This is a genomic window from Leisingera sp., from assembly GCF_034669605.1.
In the GTDB taxonomy this organism is placed as follows: Bacteria; Pseudomonadota; Alphaproteobacteria; order Rhodobacterales; family Rhodobacteraceae; genus Leisingera.
Map to the genome: position 1 here is coordinate 1 of NZ_JAXMOX010000077.1, position 19,330 is coordinate 19,330.

The 19,330-nt window shown below is 61.4% G+C and carries 15 protein-coding genes and 3 pseudogenes; 8 read left to right on the plus strand and 10 right to left on the minus strand.

The features are described from left to right. From VOI29_RS11415 to VOI29_RS11425, 3 genes and pseudogenes are all read left to right on the plus strand, one after another. Positions 1 to 139 (plus strand): annotated as a pseudogene (locus tag VOI29_RS11415) (glycerol-3-phosphate transporter); the annotation flags it as partial. Positions 140 to 150: 11 nt separating this feature from the next. Beyond that, on the plus strand, positions 151 to 1,206 hold the full coding sequence (locus VOI29_RS11420) for a sn-glycerol-3-phosphate import ATP-binding protein UgpC (RefSeq protein ID WP_323778834.1): 1,056 nt from the start codon (positions 151 to 153) through the stop codon (positions 1,204 to 1,206). Continuing rightward, complete coding sequence (locus VOI29_RS11425) at positions 1,206 to 2,147, plus strand: glycerophosphodiester phosphodiesterase family protein (protein WP_323778836.1); 942 nt, start codon at positions 1,206 to 1,208, stop codon at positions 2,145 to 2,147. The genes VOI29_RS11420 and VOI29_RS11425 overlap by 1 nt, the downstream gene beginning before the upstream one ends. 87 nt (positions 2,148 to 2,234) lie before the next feature. On the opposite strand, the gene hutU is transcribed toward VOI29_RS11425, so the two are convergent. From hutU to hutI, 4 genes are read right to left on the minus strand one after another with little or no spacing between them, the layout of a single operon-like run. Then, the gene (gene hutU, locus VOI29_RS11430; protein WP_323778838.1) at positions 2,235 to 3,917 is read right to left on the minus strand and encodes a urocanate hydratase; all 1,683 of its coding nucleotides are present in this window, start codon (positions 3,915 to 3,917) and stop codon (positions 2,235 to 2,237) included. After that, entirely contained in the window at positions 3,914 to 4,699 is a 786-nt protein-coding gene (gene hutG, locus VOI29_RS11435; RefSeq protein WP_323778839.1) for an N-formylglutamate deformylase, read from the minus strand. The genes hutU and hutG overlap by 4 nt, the downstream gene beginning before the upstream one ends. Beyond that, entirely contained in the window at positions 4,696 to 6,219 is a 1,524-nt protein-coding gene (gene hutH, locus VOI29_RS11440; RefSeq protein WP_323778841.1) for a histidine ammonia-lyase, read from the minus strand. Before hutH ends, hutG begins: the two co-directional genes overlap by 4 nt. Continuing rightward, complete coding sequence (gene hutI, locus VOI29_RS11445) at positions 6,216 to 7,382, minus strand: imidazolonepropionase (protein WP_416361516.1); 1,167 nt, start codon at positions 7,380 to 7,382, stop codon at positions 6,216 to 6,218. Before hutI ends, hutH begins: the two co-directional genes overlap by 4 nt. A 630-nt stretch (positions 7,383 to 8,012) precedes the next feature. Here hutI and VOI29_RS11450 point away from each other — a divergent pair. Then, positions 8,013 to 8,661 (plus strand): annotated as a pseudogene (locus tag VOI29_RS11450) (transposase); the annotation flags it as partial. Between the two features lie 191 nt (positions 8,662 to 8,852). On the opposite strand, the gene VOI29_RS11455 reads toward VOI29_RS11450, so the two are convergent. The 5 genes from VOI29_RS11455 to VOI29_RS11480 form a co-directional block, all read right to left on the minus strand. Beyond that, the gene (locus tag VOI29_RS11455) at positions 8,853 to 9,362 is read right to left on the minus strand and encodes a hypothetical protein (RefSeq protein WP_323778845.1); all 510 of its coding nucleotides are present in this window, start codon (positions 9,360 to 9,362) and stop codon (positions 8,853 to 8,855) included. Continuing rightward, positions 9,355 to 9,930, minus strand: coding sequence for a glycine cleavage T C-terminal barrel domain-containing protein (locus VOI29_RS11460; RefSeq protein WP_323778858.1), 576 nt, complete (start codon positions 9,928 to 9,930; stop codon positions 9,355 to 9,357). The genes VOI29_RS11455 and VOI29_RS11460 overlap by 8 nt, the downstream gene beginning before the upstream one ends. A 208-nt stretch (positions 9,931 to 10,138) precedes the next feature. Continuing rightward, entirely contained in the window at positions 10,139 to 10,810 is a 672-nt protein-coding gene (locus tag VOI29_RS11470; protein WP_323778847.1) for a TetR/AcrR family transcriptional regulator, read from the minus strand. A gap of 1 nt (position 10,811) precedes the next feature. Further along, a complete protein-coding gene (locus VOI29_RS11475) occupies positions 10,812 to 12,368 on the minus strand; it encodes a trimethylamine methyltransferase family protein (RefSeq protein ID WP_323778848.1) in 1,557 nt (518 codons plus the stop codon). After that, a complete protein-coding gene (locus VOI29_RS11480) occupies positions 12,365 to 14,779 on the minus strand; it encodes an FAD-dependent oxidoreductase (RefSeq protein WP_323778850.1) in 2,415 nt (804 codons plus the stop codon). The genes VOI29_RS11475 and VOI29_RS11480 overlap by 4 nt, the downstream gene beginning before the upstream one ends. Before the next feature lie 336 nt (positions 14,780 to 15,115). On the opposite strand from VOI29_RS11480, the gene dctP reads away from it, so the two are divergent. Genes dctP through VOI29_RS11495 form a run of 3 tightly spaced genes read left to right on the plus strand, consistent with a single transcriptional unit; the run spans position 15,116 to position 17,900 of the window. Continuing rightward, entirely contained in the window at positions 15,116 to 16,111 is a 996-nt protein-coding gene (gene dctP, locus VOI29_RS11485) for a TRAP transporter substrate-binding protein DctP (protein ID WP_323778852.1), read from the plus strand. After that, positions 16,095 to 16,610: a TRAP transporter small permease gene (locus VOI29_RS11490; RefSeq protein WP_323778853.1), complete on the plus strand. Its 516-nt coding sequence runs from the start codon at positions 16,095 to 16,097 to the stop codon at positions 16,608 to 16,610. The genes dctP and VOI29_RS11490 overlap by 17 nt, the downstream gene beginning before the upstream one ends. After that, positions 16,611 to 17,900, plus strand: a complete 1,290-nt coding sequence (locus tag VOI29_RS11495; protein WP_323778855.1) for a TRAP transporter large permease — start codon at positions 16,611 to 16,613, stop codon at positions 17,898 to 17,900. It abuts the gene before it with no gap. Positions 17,901 to 17,983: 83 nt separating this feature from the next. Here the strand turns inward: VOI29_RS11495 and VOI29_RS11500 are convergent. Further along, positions 17,984 to 18,672 (minus strand): annotated as a pseudogene (locus VOI29_RS11500) (IS6 family transposase). A gap of 276 nt (positions 18,673 to 18,948) precedes the next feature. Between VOI29_RS11500 and VOI29_RS11505 the strand changes: the two are divergent. Next, the coding region (locus tag VOI29_RS11505) for a hypothetical protein (protein ID WP_323778856.1) at positions 18,949 to 19,330 on the plus strand (382 nt) is incomplete at its 3' end.

Consider the following 19,330-nt stretch of genomic DNA (forward strand, 5'->3'; position numbering starts at 1 on the left):
GATGCTGGAGGCCGCGGAGCAAAGCCCGCAGTGGAACATCATCATGACAACCGCCCTGCTGGCGATGATCCCGCCGGTGTTCGTGGTCATCGCAATGCAAAAGCTCTTTGTGCAGGGCTTGACGGAAACCGATAAGTAAGGCGCCCCGAAATGGCTGATATTCAACTCACAGATCTGGTGAAATCCTACGGCCCGACCCAGGTGCTGCACCATGTCGAAGGCGGCATCAAGGACGGCGAATTCATCGTCATCGTCGGCCCTTCGGGCTGCGGCAAGTCCACGCTGCTGCGGATGGTGGCGGGGCTGGAAAGCGTGACCTCCGGCGAAATATCAATCGGCGGCCGCCGGGTGAACGAGCTGGAGCCTTCGGCGCGCGACATCGCCATGGTGTTCCAGAACTACGCGCTGTACCCGCATATGTCGGTGCGCCAGAACATGGCTTACGGCCTGAAGATCCGCAAACTGCCGAAAGACGAGATCAACCGACGCGTCGAGGAGGCCGCCGAGATCCTGGAGATCAGGCAATACCTCGACCGCAAGCCGCGGCAGCTGTCGGGCGGCCAGCGCCAGCGGGTTGCCATGGGCCGCGCCATCGTGCGCGATCCGCAAGTGTTCCTGTTTGACGAGCCGCTGTCGAACCTCGACGCCAAGCTGCGGGTGCAGATGCGGCTGGAGATCCGCAAGCTGCAGCAGCGGCTGGGAGTGACCTCGATCTATGTGACCCATGATCAGGTCGAGGCAATGACGCTGGGCGACCGGCTGATGGTGCTGAACGGCGGCTATGTCGAGCAGTTCGGCACCCCGATTGAGCTGTATGACCGCCCGGCCTCGGTATTTGTCGCCGGTTTCATCGGCAGCCCGGCAATGAACTTCTTCCCGGCTGACCTGAACCCCGGCCAGGCCACCCTGCCCGGCGGCACGGTGCTGCCGGTTGCCTCGGCCCATTCCGGCGCGGCAACCCTGGGCCTGCGCCCCGAACACCTGACGGCGGACGAAAACGGTTCCATCGCGCTGCAGGTGGACCTGCTGGAGCAATTGGGTGCCAACACATTGATCCACGGACGCCTGCAGGGCACCGAGCACGCCCTCACCGCCAGCATTCAGGGCCATGCCGATGACGGCATCGGCAGCATCCGCCGTTTTTCGGCCACGCCTGAACTCACCCACCTGTTCGACGCCGCCTCCGGCAAACGTCTGGCAGACTGATGGCCTTCCCCCAGATCCCTGCCTTTGCAGGCGCGCCGGGCGTGATCCGGCTGGTCGGCCACCGCGGCGCCCGGGGCGTGCTGCCGGAAAACACCCTGGAAGGTTTCGAATTTGCCCTGAACACCGGGGTGGAGCTGCTGGAACTGGACGTCACCGCCACCCGCGACGGGGTGGTGGTGATCACCCACAACCACCATCTGACACGGTCGATGGTCCGCGATGCCAATGGCAACTGGCTGCAAGGCGCCGAACCCAAGATCTCGGCCCTCAGCTATGCCGAGTTGCAGGCCTATGATGTGGGCGGGCTGGATGGCGCCAGCGCCTATGGGCGGCAGTTTCCGGATCAGGCTTTCCTGACCGGCCTGCGCATTCCCCGCCTTGCGGATCTGCTGGCGCTGCTGCAGCAGCCGCAGCATCAGCGCGTGCATCTGCTTCTGGAGATCAAATCCGACCCGGACCTTCTGGCCGACACCGCCGCGCGCCAGGCATTGGTCGAAGCGGTCGTTTCCGTGGTCCGCGCCGCCCGTATGCAACCGCGCACGGTGCTGCACAGTTTCGACTGGAATCTGCTGGCCGACTGCCAGCGGATTGCCCCGGAAATGCCCGCCTCCTTCCTGACCCAGCTGCAGGAGAACACCGATGAGGCGGGCGAGGAGTCCTCCAAGGCGGTGAACCCGGTGGCGGACTGCACAGTGCTGGAACTGCCGGATCGCGTTGCCGCAGCCCGGGGGCGGTTCTGGTGCCCCTGCTACCTGGACATCACACCGCAATCATTGGCCCGTGCCCGCGACCTGGGGCTGGTGACGATTGTCTGGACCGCCAACGCGCCCGAAGACATTGAGCGGATGATCGATCTGGGCGTCGACGCGATCTGTTCCGATTATCCGGGCCGGGTGCAGCGCCTGCTGCTGACCCGCGGGCTTCGTTGGCGCAGCGATTGAAAAGGGCCGCTCTTCTGCGGGAAGAACGGCCCTGAAACATTAATTCTCGGGGGCTGAAATCCGCTCTGGATTTCAGCCTTTTTCAGGTTACCCCAGGATGCCGGGCAGGTTCAGCCCGTGTTCCCGTGCGCAATCCTTGGCGATGTCATAGCCCGCATCCGCGTGGCGCATCACGCCGGTCGCCGGGTCGTTCCACAGCACCCGGCCGATGCGGCGCGCGGCGTCCTCGCTGCCGTCGCAGCAGATCACCACGCCGGAATGCTGCGAGAAGCCCATGCCGACGCCGCCGCCGTGGTGCAGCGACACCCAAGTGGCACCCGAGGCGGTGTTCAGCAGCGCGTTCAGCAGCGGCCAGTCGGACACCGCGTCGGAGCCGTCCATCATCGCCTCGGTCTCACGGTTGGGCGAGGCCACCGAACCGGAGTCCAGGTGATCGCGGCCGATGACAACCGGTGCTTTCAGCTCGCCGTTCTTGACCATCTCGTTGAACGCAAGGCCCGCCTTGTGGCGGTCGCCCAGACCGATCCAGCAGATCCGGGCCGGCAGGCCCTGGAAGGCAATCCGTTCCTGCGCCATGTCCAGCCAGCGGTGCAGGCCTTCGTTCTCGGGGAACAGTTCCTTCATCTTGGCGTCGGTCTTGCGGATGTCTTCCGGGTCACCCGACAGCGCCGCCCAGCGGAACGGGCCGATGCCGCGGCAGAACAGCGGCCGGATATAGGCGGGCACAAAACCAGGGAAGTCAAAGGCGTTCTCCAGCCCTTCCTCCAGCGCCATCTGGCGGATGTTGTTGCCGTAATCCACCGTGGGCACGCCCATCGCGTGGAAATCGCACATCGCCTTGACCTGCACCTTCATCGAGGCACGGGCGGCTTTCTCAACCGTTTTCTTGTCGGTCTCGCGCTTTTCCTTCCATTCGGCCATGGTCCAGCCCTGCGGCAGGTAGCCGTTGACCGGGTCATGCGCCGAGGTCTGGTCGGTGACGATATCGGGGCGGATGCCGCCAGCCTTGGCGCGCTCGACCAGCTCGGCAAAGACATCGGCCGCGTTGCCCAGAAGGCCCACGGATTTCGCCTCGCCCGCTGCGGTCCAGCGCGCGATCATCTCCAGCGCCTCGTCCAGGGTTTCAGCCTTCTCGTCCAGGTATTTGGTGCGCAGGCGGAAATCGATGCTGTCGGGGTTGCACTCCACCGCGAGGCAGCAGGCACCGGCAAACACAGCCGCCAGCGGCTGCGCGCCGCCCATGCCGCCCAGGCCGCCGGTCAGGATCCATTTGCCGGTCAGGTCGCCGTCGAAATGCTGGCGCCCGGCCTCGGCAAAGGTCTCATAGGTGCCCTGCACGATGCCCTGGGTGCCGATATAGATCCACGAGCCGGCGGTCATCTGGCCGTACATCATCAGGCCTTTCTTATCCAGCTCGTTGAAGTGGTCCCAATTGGCCCAATGCGGCACCAGGTTGGAGTTGGCAATCAGCACGCGGGGCGCGTCCTTGTGGGTCTGGAAGACGCCGACCGGCTTGCCGGACTGCACCATCAGGGTCTGGTCTTCCTCCAGGTTTTTCAAGCTCTCGACAATCATGTCGAAATCCTTCCAGGTGCGCGCGGCGCGGCCGATGCCGCCGTACACCACCAGCTCATGCGGGTTTTCCGCCACGTCGGGGTGCAGGTTGTTCATCATCATCCGCAGCGGCGCTTCGGTCATCCAGGACTTGGCGGTCAGCTCCGTGCCGGTGGGCGGAAAAATATCGCGGGTGTTCTTGCGGGGATCGCTCATGCCGAGGGCCTCCAGGTTTTGAGATCAGTCAGAATTTTGGTGAGATGGGCGCGCAGGCGGTCTGCACGCTCCGGCAGATAGGCCCAGGGCGCCGCCTCCTGGCAGTAGGTCGCCTGCGCCAGTTCCATCTGGATCGCGTGCAGCCCGTCGCCGGGCCGCCCGTAATGCCGCGTGGTCCAGCCGCCCTTGAAACGGCCGTTCAGCACCGAGGTATAGCCTTCGGCCGCGTCGCAGCGGGCGACGGTCAGCGCCTCGATCGACACATCGCAAGTCGCGCCCAGATTGGTGCCGATGCTGAAATCCGGAAGCCGGCCCTCGAACAAAAACGGGATGTCGCCCCGGATCGAATGGCAGTCATAGAGGATCGCAAAGCCGTGGACCGCCTTCACCCGCTCCAGCTCCGCCGCCAGGGCAGCATGATAGGGCGCGTGATAGGCGTCGCGGCGGCGACCGGTTTCCGCCGCGTCCGGTTCCATGCCCTCGCGCCAGATCCCCTGCCCGTCAAAATCGGTCAGCGGCACCAGAGTGGTGGTGTTTTGCCCGGGGTACAGGCTGACCCCGGCGGGATCGCGGTTCACGTCGATCACATAGCGGTGGATAGGGGTGCGGACGGTGGTGACGTCTCCGGCCAGCCCCGCATAGAGATCGTGGATGTGCCAGTCGGTATCCGCCAGCGCCCGGCCGGTTTCATTGAGGCAGTCCCAAATCTCCGGCGGCACATCGGTGCCGGTGTGGGGCAGCCCCAGCACCAGCGGTGATGATCCTTGAGTAACCTCGATCATGCGGCCACCTTCACCCCGGCCGCATCGGCAGCACGGCCTGCACGGATCATGGCACTTGCAGCCTCGATATCGGGCGCCAGATAGCGGTCCTCTGCCAGCGACGGGATCTCCCCGCGCAGCATTACCAGCACATCCTGCAAGCGTTCGGAAGTTTTCAGCGGCGCGCGCGCCTCCACCCCTTGCGCAGCGCAGAGCATTTCGACGCCCAGGATCACCGACAGGTTGGCGTTCATCTTTGTCAGCCGCAGCGCGCCGTGGGCGGCCATCGACACATGGTCTTCCTGGTTGGCCGAAGTCGGGGTCGAGTCGGTCACGCAGGGGTTGGCCAGATGCTTGTTCTCGCTCATCAGCGCCGCGGTGGTCACTTCGGCAATCATGAAGCCCGAGTTCAGCCCCGGATCCGGCGTCAGGAACGGCGGCAGGTCGTGGCTGAGGGTCGGATCGACCATCAGGGCCACCCGGCGCTGCGCAATCGCGCCGATTTCGGCCACGGCCAGCGCAATCTGATCGGCGGCAAAGCCCACATACTCGGCGTGGAAGTTGCCGCCCGAGACGATGCGCCCCTCGTTCACCAGAACCAGCGGGTTGTCGGTAACGGCGTTGGCTTCGATCTCCAGCGTCCTGGCCGCCATCCGCAACACGTCCAGCGCGGCGCCCACCACCTGCGGCTGGCAGCGGATGCAATAGGGGTCCTGCACGCGGGTGTCGCCCTCGCGGTGGCTTTCGCGGATTTCACTGCCCGCCATGATGTCGCGCATCTGCTGCGCCACGTCGATCTGACCGGCATGGCCGCGCAGGGTGTGGATATCGGCGATCAGCGGCGCGGTAGAACCCATGATGGCATCGGTGGACAGCGCGGCAATCGCCATCGACGCTTCGGCCATGCGCCAGGCGTCAAACAGACCGGCCAGCGCGCAGGCCGTCGAAAACTGGGTCCCGTTGATCAGTCCCAGGCCTTCTTTCGGACCCAGCACAATCGGCTCTAAACCGGCCTTTTTCAGCGCTTCGGCACTGGACATGCGGGTGCCCTCGTATGTGGCCTCCCCGGCTCCGATCATCGCCGCCGCCATATGCGCCAGCGGTGCCAGATCGCCCGATGCGCCGACCGAGCCCTGCGACGGGATCACCGGCACCACGCCGCGTTCCAGCATCTGTTCGATCTGATCAATCACCAGCCAGCGCACGCCGGACGCACCGCGCCCCATCGACAGCAGCTTCAGCGTCATCATCAGCCGGGTCTTGTCCTCCGGCAGCGCCTCCCCGACCCCGCAGCAATGCGACAGGATCAGGTTGCGCTGCAGGGTGGCAGTGTCGGCGGGCGCGATCTTGGTTGAGGCCAGCTTGCCGAAACCGGTGTTGATGCCATAGACGGCATCTTCTCCGGCAGCGGCATCTGCCACCATCTGCGCGGCGGCCTCCACCGGCTCACGCGCGGAGGCATCCAGCCGGGCCGGGGTCAGGTTGCGGTAGATATCTTCCAGCGTCGACAGGTTCACTGTGCCGGGGATCATTTCGATCATCGTTTGCCCTCATAGATACGGGTGTGAAGCGGGTTGAAGCCGATGCGGTAGGCAAGCTCGCCGGGCGTTTCCACGTCCCAGACCGCCAGATCGGCCCGCATACCGGCGGAAATGGTTCCGCGGTCCTTGAGCCCAAGCGCCCGGGCCGCGTTGCGGGTGACGCCGGCCAGCGCCTCCTCCGGGGTCATCCGGAACAGGGTGCAGCCCATGTTCATCGTCAGCAGCAAGGAAGTCAGCGGCGAAGAGCCCGGGTTGCAGTCGGTCGCCAGCGCCATCGGTACGCCGTGGGTGCGGAAATGGCCGATCGGCGGCATCTGGGTTTCGCGGATGGTATAGAACGCGCCCGGCAGGATCACCGCAACCGAGCCGCTGGCGGCCATCGCCCTGGCGTCATCCTCATTTGCGTATTCGACGTGATCGACGGACAGCGCGCCATATTGCGCCGCCAGCGCGGTGCCGCCCTGATGGCTCAGCTGTTCGGCGTGCAGTTTCACCGGCAGGCCCAGCTCCTGCGCCGCCTTGAACACCCGTTCGATCTGCGTCGGCGCAAAGGCGATGTTCTCGCAGAATCCATCCACCGCATCGACCAGCCCTTCGGCATGGGCGGCGCGCAGGGCGGGAATGCAGACCTCGTCTATATAGGCGTCATCGCGGCCCTTGTACTCGGCCGGCGCCGCATGGGCACCAAGGAAGGTGGTTTTCACCGTCACCGGGCGCAACTCGCCCAGGCGGCGGGCGGCGCGCAGCATGTTCAGTTCGGTATCGCGGTCCAGCCCGTAGCCGGATTTCACCTCGACCACGGTGGCGCCTTCGGCGATCAGCGCATCCAGACGGGGCAGCGCGTCCTGCACCAGATCGTCCAGCGACGCGGTGCGGGTTGCGGTCACGGTGGAGACGATGCCGCCCCCTGCCCGTGCGACCTCTTCATAAGACGCGCCGTTCAGACGCATCTCAAACTCCATCGCGCGGTTGCCGCCAAAAACGATATGGGTGTGGCAATCGATCAGCCCCGGCGTCACCAGCCGGCCGCCAAGATCCCGCTGCTCCCAAGCAGAATTGTCAGCTGACAATTTCTGCCTTGGCCCGGCCCAGACGATGGTGCCGTCCGAAACCGCAACCGCACCGTCTTCAATCAGCCCATATGGCGTGTCTGTGCTGGCCATCGTCGCCAGCTGTGCGCCGGTCAGAACAAAATCCCCTGTCACGGACTTCCCCCGATTCTCTTTGCTGCTATTTCAATATTAAACTACTCATTTAGGTTATTATGTCTAGTCATAAAATGGGCGCGCGGCCCATGGCGGCCCGGGCAACGCTGCGGACAGGCATCCCGATCCCCATCATCTGCAACAGCGTCGCGGCAATCCGGTCAGCGTCCTGCCAATTCCGCAGCTTGCCAGGGTAGTCTGTTTGCACTTCAGGGCAGGCCCGCAGAACGGCGGCAAGATCACTGCGTTTCTCTGCGTTGCCATCACTGGCGTCTGGATGCTGAGGCTGCGGCAAAGGTGCCGTAGCCTGCAGCACTTCAGCGTCAGAATCGTTTTTATTGAATCCTGTATGAGCCGATCAGTCTGGCCGTCAGGGCCGCTTATACTGGATGCAGGCAGCTTGGTCTCCTGCGGGGTCCCGGCGGGCTTCCGGCTGACAATTTCACCGTGCGGCGCCTCGGCCACCAGTGCCAGCGGCATTGCCAACCTATTTGCACCCGGTCGACTGCGGCCTGATCCGCGCCGGCTTTGATGCACAATTACCGTTCAATGATTCACCTCACGAATCCAGAATGATAGCTGTAGGTTATAAGCAGCTGGGCCGCTTCGAAGTACAAGACCACGCACTTGCCGGATTACAATGACGTTGTGAAACCACGCGGATCGCTGTCGATCTGGTTTGATCCTAAGATGGTCTGAACGCCCTGACCAAGCGGCAAGCGCGGTAGGCAGCAGCGCTTCAGCGATGCTGCGATCCACACATGCCTGACGATGAAGGTGCAGTTTGGCATGCCGCTTCGGCAGACGGCCGGGCTCGTCGAGAGCCTCTTGCCGCTGATCAGGTTGGACTGGGCTGTGCCGGGGTTCAGTACCTTGTGCCGCCGCCAACAAACGTTGAATGTCAGCCTGCCGTATCGTGGTGGCACCGGCCCGCTCAACCTCCTGATTGATAGCACCGGCACCAAAGCCAAAGGCGAAGGCGAGTGGAGTGAGGAGGATCAGAAAACACTCCGGGGGACTGTTTTCCCGACAAACCCGCAAGCATGGTGGCCCAAAGCGCCGTATCAAGCGCAAGATACACATCGGGATCGACACAGAAACGCTGGAAGTCCGGGCGGTGGAAATTACCGGCAGCAATGTTGGCGATGCGCACATGCTGCCCGGGTTGCTTGACCAGATCCCGCCCGATCAAGACCTCGGCAGTGTCACGGCAGACGCGGCTTATGACACCCGCAAACCCGCATCGCCGCGCTCAGTCTCTACACCGCTCGTGGCTTACCCGTCGCAAGAGCCGTAGGATAAGCCCGTCTCGGGTAAGGGAAAGTACGGGCCTCAGCCGATTTGTGCATCAAAGCCCATTGGACCCCTTCGCTGACAAGCGCCGGATGCAAAGCGAAATGAACCAGCTGTTCAACGTGACATCTCCCTTCAAGATGCGGCGATCGCGACCGTCAAGAATTTGAGCAATGCTTCGGATTGACCGCTTGCAACATGAATACGAAAACTGATTTCCGTCTCATATCTGTAGAGAAACACCTCAAACTCAAAGAGTGTCCGAGCGACGGACCTGGAGGGTATACCCAAGTTCAGTTCGGCGCCGCGTCTCAGTACCTCCAGTGCGTTTTTCCCACTGATGTCGAACACTGAATACGCGTCGCTGGCGTCTGAGACAGCCTGACAGATGTCATCCTGCCAGCCTTCCGGCACGGCGGAGCCGTTGACCAGCAAAACGCGGTCCCGGCGGATGGGCAATGCATAGCTCTGAGCGGTCACGATGTCTGGCCAGCTGGCGATTGGCTGCTCTGTCTGCGCCAGAACACGCGGACCGGATAGCAGCGTTTGCCGCGTCAAGGTGGCGGGAGCAAGAGTTATGCCGTTTGCCTGATGGACGTAGCCGGAGGGTTGGGGGGCGTCCCAATTTTCGCTGTCGTCACGCATGAAGGCGTCCTCCGTCGGGATCGAAAGCGCAAGGGGCGCAAATCGTGGCCTTTCGAACTTCGCCCAAATGCCAGACCGAGATGGTTTCGCCGATCCGTGCCGTCCCGCTTTCGACCAGCCCGAGGGCAAGGGGATGGCCAAGTGTCGGACTGTCGTAACTGGAGGTGACATAGCCCAGCGAGCGGGGCGGAGTGCCTTCGACGAAATGGGCGCCGGTGGGCAAAGGAGTGTCGCCCGTGGGGACCCTGAGCCCGACCAGTGTCTTGCGGTTCAATGCATTGACCTTGTCGCAGTGCAGGCTGCGGTCGCCGATAAAGGCCGCGGATTTTTTCAGGCGCGGGATGCCAAAGCCCAGATCATGGGGCATGGTTTCACCATCGGTATCCTTGCCGACCATGATATAGCCCTTTTCGGCGCGCAGGATTGAAAGCGCCTCGATCCCGATCGGTGCGGCCCCCTGTGCCCTGCCGGATCGGATCACCGCGTCCCAGAGTGCGGGTGCCTTGGTGCGGCGAATGGAGAGTTCGTAGCTGAGATCGCCAGTGAAACTGACCCGGGCGATCCGCAGGGTGTATCGTCAAAACACGACTCTTGCAGGGTCATATGGGGAAATGCTTGGGTCTTGGCAAGGTAGTATGCGGTCGCCAACCCGTGGCCGCCGGCACCAATAATCACCGCATCATAAGAGGATTTGGGGGCAGCCGACCGCCAAGCCTTGCCCCACCCGGTGTGGCCGCGCAGACCCTCGCGCAGCAGGTTGAAAGCTGAATAACGTGTCATCGGCTGTTCAGGTCGATAACGAAATCACGCAGATCGGCGATCGCCTTTGGATCAGGGTCAACACCTGTGAAGCCGCGCAGGTAGCCTTCGAGCCTTGCGATCCGTTCCGACATTGGTTCGCGCAGTTCCAGCGCATGATAGCCAAGCTGCATGAAATAGAGGATGCGTGCGCGGGTATCGGCATCGTATTCAGAGTATCCGAAGCCTTCGAACATGGCGCTGAGGGCCTTGAGACGTGCTGCATCGGCGGCGTCGATGCGTTGGCGCACCGCACCGTCCCGGCGCGACCATTCCCTGACCGCAAAGTCCAGTCCGTGATCAAACAATTCAGGATCGAGAAAGCAGCGAAAGAAGTTGCAAACGGCCTCAGCTATGGAGCCGGCAGGTGCCTCGACGCTTTCGGCAATCGTTCTTGTGTTGCGGTTTTCCCAGTCGTCCAGCAAATCTTCGAGCAGGTGTTTGCGGCTTTTGAAATAGCCATAAAAACTGGAGCGGGACACCTCAAGGCGGGTGCCAAGCGCCAAGACCTTGACCTCGGCAACGCCTTCGCTGACGAGAACGTCGCGCGCCACGTTCAGCCAGTCTTCGCGTGTGACCTTTACGTGGCCGACAAGCGGGTCCTTGTCCGGGTCATCCCGATGTAAAAGCGGTGTAATTCGTGCCGGCATATCAGCTCTCCGGAGGTGCACCGCCCTCAGCGGTGCGCTTTTCTATGAACGCAGTTAAGGCCTCGGCCTTCGCACCGTCGATATCAGGGCGCTTGTCGGCGGCAAGAATGCCCTTCCACACCGCCGTGGCGCGGGTGTTGGCGTCAGCTGCGCCGCGTTCCGTCCAGGTCCCGAAATTGGCGTAATCATGCACGACGGGTTCGTAGAACGCCGTGTCATACCGCGCCATCGTCTGGCTGGTGGCAAAGAAATGCCCGCTTGGGTCCACTTCGCTGATCGCCGCCTCGAAACCGATTTCGTCAGCGCTGGCGGTGTTGCCCGCGCAAAGCTCGGCGATCATGTTCAAGACCTCGACGTCGGTGACAAGCTTTTCGTAAGACACCGTCAGCCCGCTTTCGAGCCAGCCAGCGGAGTGGATGATCACGGACGCGCCCGCCATGAGACAGCCCCAAAGTCCCATCTGGTTTTCATTCGCCGCCTGCACGTCGTTGATATTGGAGGCGGACCCAGCCGCCGACCGCCATGGCAGGCCGGTAAGACGGGCAAGCTGCCCTGCCGCCAAACTGGCCTGAAAATGGGTGGGGGTTCCAAGCGCGGGCGCGCCCGATTTCATGTCTACGTTGGATGTGAAGGTGCCGTAGCAGATCGGTGCGCCGGGACGGACAAGCTGGTTCAGAGTGATCGCGGCCAGCACTTCGGCATGGCTGAGCGTGATGGCCCCGGCCACGGTGATCGGGGCCATGGCCCCCATCAGGGTAAACGGCGTGACGATCGGCATCTGGCCATAGCGCGCAAAGTCGATCAGCCCCTGGGCCATGGGAATGTCCAGCGTACGGGGGCTGTTGGTATTGATGATGGTGTAGCAGTGAGGGTTGGCTAGAAACGCGTCGTCTGACAGGCCGCGGAAGTCTTGCAGCATTTCAAAGCTGTCCCTGACTTGTGGCGTGCCGCGCGAAAAGAAGAATGGGAATTTGTCGGTGAGGGTCAGCTGCGCCTCGACCGTGAAATAGTGGCGCAGGTTGGTCGGGATATCCTGCGGTTCGACCAGCGGCGAAACCATTTGGAACACGTCAAAATGGTGGGTGAGCTGAATCAGTTCACGAAAGTCGCTGCCGCTGCCGGGCCGGCGTCCGCGCTCGAGATCGGTTGCGTTGGGGCAACCCGCGCCGGGTTGGAAGGTCAGACAGCCCAACTCCATGGTGATGTCGCGCGCCCGCGCCCCGGCCATGCAGTTGATGGACTTTGGAGCCGAGGCAAGAGCCGCCTCAACCATGTCTTGCCCGATATAAACCATCTGGTTGTCTTCATCGACGCGCGCGCCGCCCTGCGCATAAATTTTGCGCGCTTCGGGCAATAGCACCTTGACGCCCAGCTCCTGAAGAATGCGCAGGGCGGTTTGATGCATGTTCCCGATCTCGTCGCCGGAGAACACGTTCATCGTGGGAAAAGGGTTGCGCAGCTTGCTGTAGTTGACCGTGCGTTTAGAGGAGGGCGGCTTGCCATCTCCGCGCCCGCGCCGCCTCCTTACCCGTGGCTCTGCCGGGGTTTCGGGTGTCATCCTGCGCCTCGCATTCCTTTGCCTTCTGCGTCATAAGGAGAGGCCGCAATCACCCGCGCCGGACGTTCGGCGCCGACGATATGCACGGCCAATTCGGTGCCCTCGGCGCTGGCCGCTCGGTCGATCATGGCCATGGCCAGCGATTTGCCCACCGTATGACCATAGCCGCCGGAGGTGACAAAGCCCACCAATGCGCCGTCTTTCCAGACGGGCTCATAGCCGCTGGCATCGGCGTCCGATGCGTCGATTTCCAGCATCACGACGATCTGCTCCGGGCCATTGCCATCGCGTTCTTTCAAAGCCGCATCCCGCCCGATGAAATCGGGTTTGCTCCAGTCGATCCAGCGATCCATGCCGGTCTGCGCCGCCGTATAGCCTTGGGTGAATTCCGCACCCCAGATGCCGAAACTCTTTTCCAGCCGCAGACTGAGCAGCGCGTTGAAGCCGACCTCGCGCATGCCAAGGTCTGCACCTGCTGCAAGCAGGGTCTCGCGCAGGGTGATGTGTTCCGCTGCCGAGCAGTGGATCTCGTAGCCCAATTCGCCCGAAACCGAGAGCCGCCCGACCTTGGCGCGGATCAGGCCGACATCAAAGGTGCCGCAGCCCATGAACGGCAAGTCGCCAATCGGGCCATCCGTCAGCTTTTCCAGGACCTTCAGGCTGTTGGGGCCCGACAGGCTGAAGCCGACTGTTGCATCGGCGATGTCGCGAAGGATCACGTTTTCGCCCATATGGTCGGTAAACCAGCGCATGTGCCATTCGCGCAGGTAATAGCTGCCCATGATCCACCAGGTGCCATCGCCCCAGTTGAACACGGTCAGGTCGCCTTTCAACTTGCCCTCGGTTGACAGCATCGGGGCAAGGCGGGCGCGACCGGGGGCCGGCAGTTTCGACGCCATGATCTTGTCGAGCCATGCTGCTGCTCCGGCGCCCGAAACTTCAAAGCGCGAGAACCCCGAGATGTCCAGCAGGCCGGCGGCTTCCCGCACGGCCTTGCATTCCTCCGCGACGATCTCATGCGCGTTTGAGCGTTTGAGAGTCGGCGTTTCGGTGAAATCAGCTGTGGGTGCAAAGTAAAGCGGCACCTCCAGCCCCCAGCTGGCGCCCCAGCGGCAGCCTGCCGCCGTCATGCCGGAATAGGCGGGGGCTTTCTTGAGTGGGCGACCAGCAGGCAGCTGTTCGTTGGGATAGGTCATGACGAACCGGCGGGTGTAGAATTGCCCGGTGGTCTGCTTGATGTATTCCTTGTTCGCGGCATAGGGGCCGAACCGCGCCACATCCATGCCAAAGACATCGGCCTCAGGTTCGCCGTGGATCATCCATTCGGCCAGCGATTTTCCGACGCCGCCGCCCTGGAGGAACCCTGCCATCACGCCGCAAGCGCACCAATAGCCGGGTTTGCCCCGCACCGGCCCGACCAAAGGGTTACCGTCAGGGGCAAAGGTGAACGCTCCGTTGACCCAGGTTTTTACGCCGACCTTCTGCAATGCCGGATAGCGTTCAAAACCGAGCGTAAGTTCCTTTTCAATCCGGTCGGTATCTTCCTGCTGCAACTCGAACCCATATTCCCACGGTGCCCCATCCATCATCCAGTGCTCGTGATCGATTTCGTAGATGCCCAGCAGCATGCCCTGCTGGTCCTGCCGCATATAGGTAAAGCCTTCGAGGTCCACCGTCAGCGGCATTTCCTTATCAAGCGCAGCAACTTCGGGAATCGTGTCCGAGATCAGGTAGTGGTGATTGAGCGGTGACACCGGCAGTTCGATTCCCGCCATGCGGCCGACCTGTTTGGCCCAGAGCCCCCCGGCATTGACCACATGTTCGGCATGTATCGTGCCTTTTTTGGTCACGACATCCCAGCCATCACTGGTCTGGATCAACTCCAGCACCCGGTTATGTTCAACCACTTCGGCGCCGTATTTCTTGGCGGCGCCGGCATAGGCGTGCACGGTGCCCGTGGTATCGACATACCCCTCACGTTCGGCATACATCCCGCCCAGAATGCCATGGGTGGACACCAGCGGGTTCAGTTCTCCGGCTTCTTTCGGACTGATCAGGCGCACGTCGTCGATGCCGATGGATTGGAAGGTGCGGTACGCCGATTGCAGCCATTCCCACCGATCCGGCGTGCCGGCAAGCGTCATGCCTCCCGTCATATGCATGCCGACCGACTGGCCTGATTCCTTTTCGATCTCTGATAGAAGGTCAATCGTGTAGGCCTGAAGCGATGCGATATTGGGGTCTGCGTTCAGTGCATGAAAACCACCCGCCGCGTGCCAGCTCGAACCTGCGGTCAGGACGTTGCGCTCGATCAGGCAGACGTCTTTCCAGCCAAATTTTGCTAGGTGATACAATACCGAAGCGCCGACAACGCCCCCTCCGATCACCACGGCACGGTAATGTGACTGCATTGGATTTCTCCCTGATTTACGCTGTGTCTTCCGATTGCGTGAGTCACAGCCCCCGCATTGGACACTACTGTCCTTTACTTGTGGCCCATATTGGACACTACTGTCCATATAAAAATGCCCGCCGCCATGATCCTTTTCGTTTTGCAATTATGGCTTATCGGTGAAATCTATGCCGAAAAGCAGGACCAAAACATTTAAAACAGGTGGAAGAGTCCGGGCGGCACGGTTAAAGACGGTTCGGAAATTAACATTGACAGCATTGGACAGTCATGCCCAGACTGGGGCCACAATAGGATTCGGCGCGCCGTTGCGCTTAGATGACAGGGAAATTCGCAAATGCTCTTCAGGACTATTCTGTGCCTCGGCACCGCCTTGGCCCTCGCATCGGCCGCGCCCGCGATGGCGGAAACAACGCTGAAGCTGGCCACCGATTCAGGTGCCAAAGGCTCGCCATCTGGCGATGCGCTGGACCGCTGGGCAGCACTGATCGAGGAAGGCACGAACGGCGAAGTGCAGGTCGACGTGTTCTATCAGAACGAATTGGGCAGTCAGGCCGAGGTTCTGGATCTGCTGGTTGCCGGCGACCTGGATATGATGATCAACTGGCCGATCACCGCATATGACGAGCGTCTTGCCGTCCTTTTCACCCCATATATGGTCACCAGTTGGGAAGAGGCGCTGGAAGCCTACCAGCCGGGTGGATGGGTCAACGAGGTGCTGACCGATGTCTGGGCCGATCTCGGCGTCAAGTTCTTTGGCCCCTGGCCTGAGGGTTTCAACGGGATCGCCTCAAGAGGTAAATTCGCGATGTCGGCCGAGGAAGCGAAGGATCTCAAGATTCGCGTCCCGGCGATGTTCCCGATGGCCGAGTCGTTGCAGGCTCTGGGATACCAAACCGCGACCATCGACTGGTCAGAGGTGTTCACGGCGATCCAGACCGGGGTCGTCGACGGTGATGGCGCGAACATCATCTATTGGGACTACGAATATTTCCGGGACGTGCTGGATTACTACAACCAGATCAAGATGCAGTTCATCACCGGCGTCATGACGATGAATGAAGAATCCTGGGCTTCCCTAAGCGAAGACGAGCAAAAAGCTGTCGCAGATGCTGCGAATACGGTCATGAACGAAGCATTCGAACAGGCCAAGGAACGCGACCAGTATTACGTCCAGCTGGCCAAGGATGCCGGCATGACCTATATCGAGCCGACCGATGAAGAGTTGAAGGCCATGGCCGCGGCCGTGCGCGAAAAGGTATGGCCTCAGATGGAAGACCGTGTCGGAGAAGACATCATGAATAAAATCCGGGCCAATGCCGGAGACCTCTGATCTCAAGAATGGCCTCGCCGCCCGTATTGGCGAGGCCATCGCCGGTGTTCTCGATCTCGTAGCGATCGCCTCCTCGCTGGTCGTTGCAGGTTTGATGGCCTTCCTGGTTGTCGCCCGCTACTTGCTCGGCCTGTCCGTTGTTGGCCTGCATGAATTGATCATGCTTGCCGCTGTTGCTCTATACATGACCGGCGCCGTCATTGCGTCGCGCAAACGCGATCATCTGACGGTGGACTGGATCGCGGGAAACATCACCGATCCGCGGCGCAAGGCTGCGCATGATCTGCTGATCGCCACACTGACGATCATCATCACCATCTTCTTTATCGTCTGGGCCTATTGGATGTTTTCCTGGGGGCTGAAGCGCCCGCAAACGACCCCCGCCTACCAGATCCCGCTTTGGGTGCCGCAAATGGCGATCGGCCTCGCAGCCGTCGGGTGCTTTTGCTACGCGCTGCGCGATTTCATCGGCGCTCTCTCAAGGTTGAGGCACTCCTGAATGTATGCACTCGTCGCACTTCCACTTCTCATCATTCTCATGGGTATCGGCTTGCCTGTCGCCTGGTCCTTTGCAGGGGTTCTGGCGTATCTGACCTTTGTCTATGACGTGAACCTGAATACACTGATGCTGCAAGGCTTCCGCTCGCTCAACTCGCTGGTGCTGGTGGCATTGCCGCTGTTCATCCTGACGGGATACCTGATGCAGTCTGGCGGCATCGCGCAGCGCATCATTTCCTTTATCGAGCGGCTGGCGACCGGCAAGGGCGGCATGGGCACCGCGATGGTGCTGTCGTCCAGCGTCTTTGGTGCCATTGCCGGCACCGCGACCGCCGCCATCGCATCCATCGGTTCCATCATGACCGAACCGCTGGTCGCGCGTGGGTATCCACGGGGGCGGATCGCGGCGCTGTTGGGGATTTCATCGCTGCTCGGTATCCTGATCCCGCCATCCATCACAATGATCCTCTTTGCGGTGGTAACACGCCAGTCTGTCGCGGCGTGTTTTGCAGCCACCATTGGCCCCGCAATTCTGCTGATCATCGGTCTCATCCTCTACAACCGCTTCTTGGTTGGACGGGCCTTCGAGGAGCTTCCCGCGGATGAGAGTGCAGGGCCGCGCGAAAGTTTCGGTAAGGTGACGATCAAAGCGCTGCCTGCACTGTCGCTGCCGATCATCATCCTGGGCGGCATCTATGGCGGCGTCTTCACTCCGACCGAAGCGGCCGCTGTCGCAGCGGTTGCGGCTTTGATTGTCGGCGGGCTGATTTATCGCGAATTCACATTACGCCGCCTGGCGCGCAGCGTCGTTCAGGCGGCCGAGGCCACTGGCACCATCATTCTGATTCTGCTGTTTTCCTTTATGATCTCACGTATCATGGCATTCGAACGCGTACCGCAGGATCTGACAGAGGCGATTCAATCTGTCGTGACCAGCCCGATCGGTGCGCTGTTGATCGTCAATCTGGTTCTGATTGTGGCGGGTGCGCTGATGGACGACATTTCCGTCACCGTCGTCATTGCTCCGTTGTTCCTGCCGTTGATGGTGGCAAATGGCGTCGATCCAGTGCATTTCGCTGCGATCGTTGGTTGCTCGGTTGTCATTGGCGCAAACAGCCCGCCGGTGGCGCCGACACTGTTTCTATCCTGCAAGATCACGCGGGCACCCATCATGCAGGCCGTTATGCCCGCACTGGGTCTGATGACCTTTGTCGCATTCCCCGTCATGCTGATCACAACCTTCTGGCCGGATCTGTCACTCGCAATTCCTCGTGCGCTGGATTTGATGTAACGGGCATACCGAGCTTAGACCGCGTCGCCACCATTCGGATTCAGGATACTCAGACGGTTCGAATGCGGCCTGATCCGCGCCCGTCAAGCGGTCATCTCGAGTGCGTAGCGGTTCCAAAGGTCGAAGGCATCGGATCGGGCGTGGCGGAAAGACGATGGCGGCGGGGACGGAAGATCCTGTTGATCTGGTCATGTGCGGCCAGAAATCCCTGGGCCTATTGGGGAGATCTGAACTGCCCCATGAGTTTTCTCGCCTCCGGACCAGCTGGTGCGATCTTTCGATCCTATTGTTGAAGCCCTTGTGCGCCCGAGGACCAGAATTCGCGACAAAGCTGCGGATCGGCCTGATGTAACTCCGCAACTTGCCGGTGATCACGACCCGCGGCGCGCCAAACCGGTCGATCAGCCGCTTCAGGAACCGGCTGGCGGCCTTCGCCTTGCGTTGCTTTTGCCCGAGAATATCCAGCACGGTCCCACCCGCGTCGACCGCCCGACAGAGCCGGAACTTCACGCCATTGATCGGAACAACGACTTCATCCAGTGCCATTTGCCACTGGTGCCCGGCCTGTCGCGCTTGATGCAACCGGCGAAAAGGCGGCCAATCCGGTTCACCCCGTTCCGCACGGTTTCCCGTCGGACGATCACGCCGCTTCGGCAAGCCGATCCGCGACATCCGCCGTGCTGAGCGCAAATCGATGATAGAGCCAAACCGCATAGGCGACGATCTCGCGAGGAAAACGGTAACTTTTCAGGCCAGGCAATGGGCAAGGTATCTTCTTGCCGGCGGCCTATGGGATAGCCGACCGGCAAACAAGTTGCCCCCTTCGGGAGAAACCCGAGGCGGCGAAAGAAAAAGACTCCAAGGAGAAGGAGCCGGCCCCCCTGCCGAAACCGGCCAGTTTCCCGATGCCATCCCCTGCCATTCGCGTGGCACGCCGTGGCACGGCCATGCCACACCCCCTGCCACGGGCCTTTTTTTGGACCTCTGGAACCCTTAAAAATATGGCTTCACAAGGTTCCGACACATCCAAATTGACAATATGTCAATTTTGGAAATCAAATCAGCGCCTTGGGCTGATTGCAGCTTTCTGCGTGGGGTGTTGGACGGCATTCAGTACGTCGAAGAAGAAGGTGTCACAGCTATAGGTTTCATGTTCTTGAACCAGGCTCGGCAACTTTCCAAAATCGATGATCTCCATCGTGTTTATGATTTTCTTGATAGAGCCCCATCCGATTTGCGTTCGAAACTACTGGCACCATTCAGACATGACGATTTTGAAGTGGACATGCTTGTAACAGGTGCTTGGTTGCGCGAACATGACAATGGAACCATTGACTCTCAGGTTCATAGCGCGACCTTCCGACGACTAGAAGAACAAGCCGTCAACTGGGCAGAAACCGATCTTGCTGTATGTTGTCGCAAGTATCAGG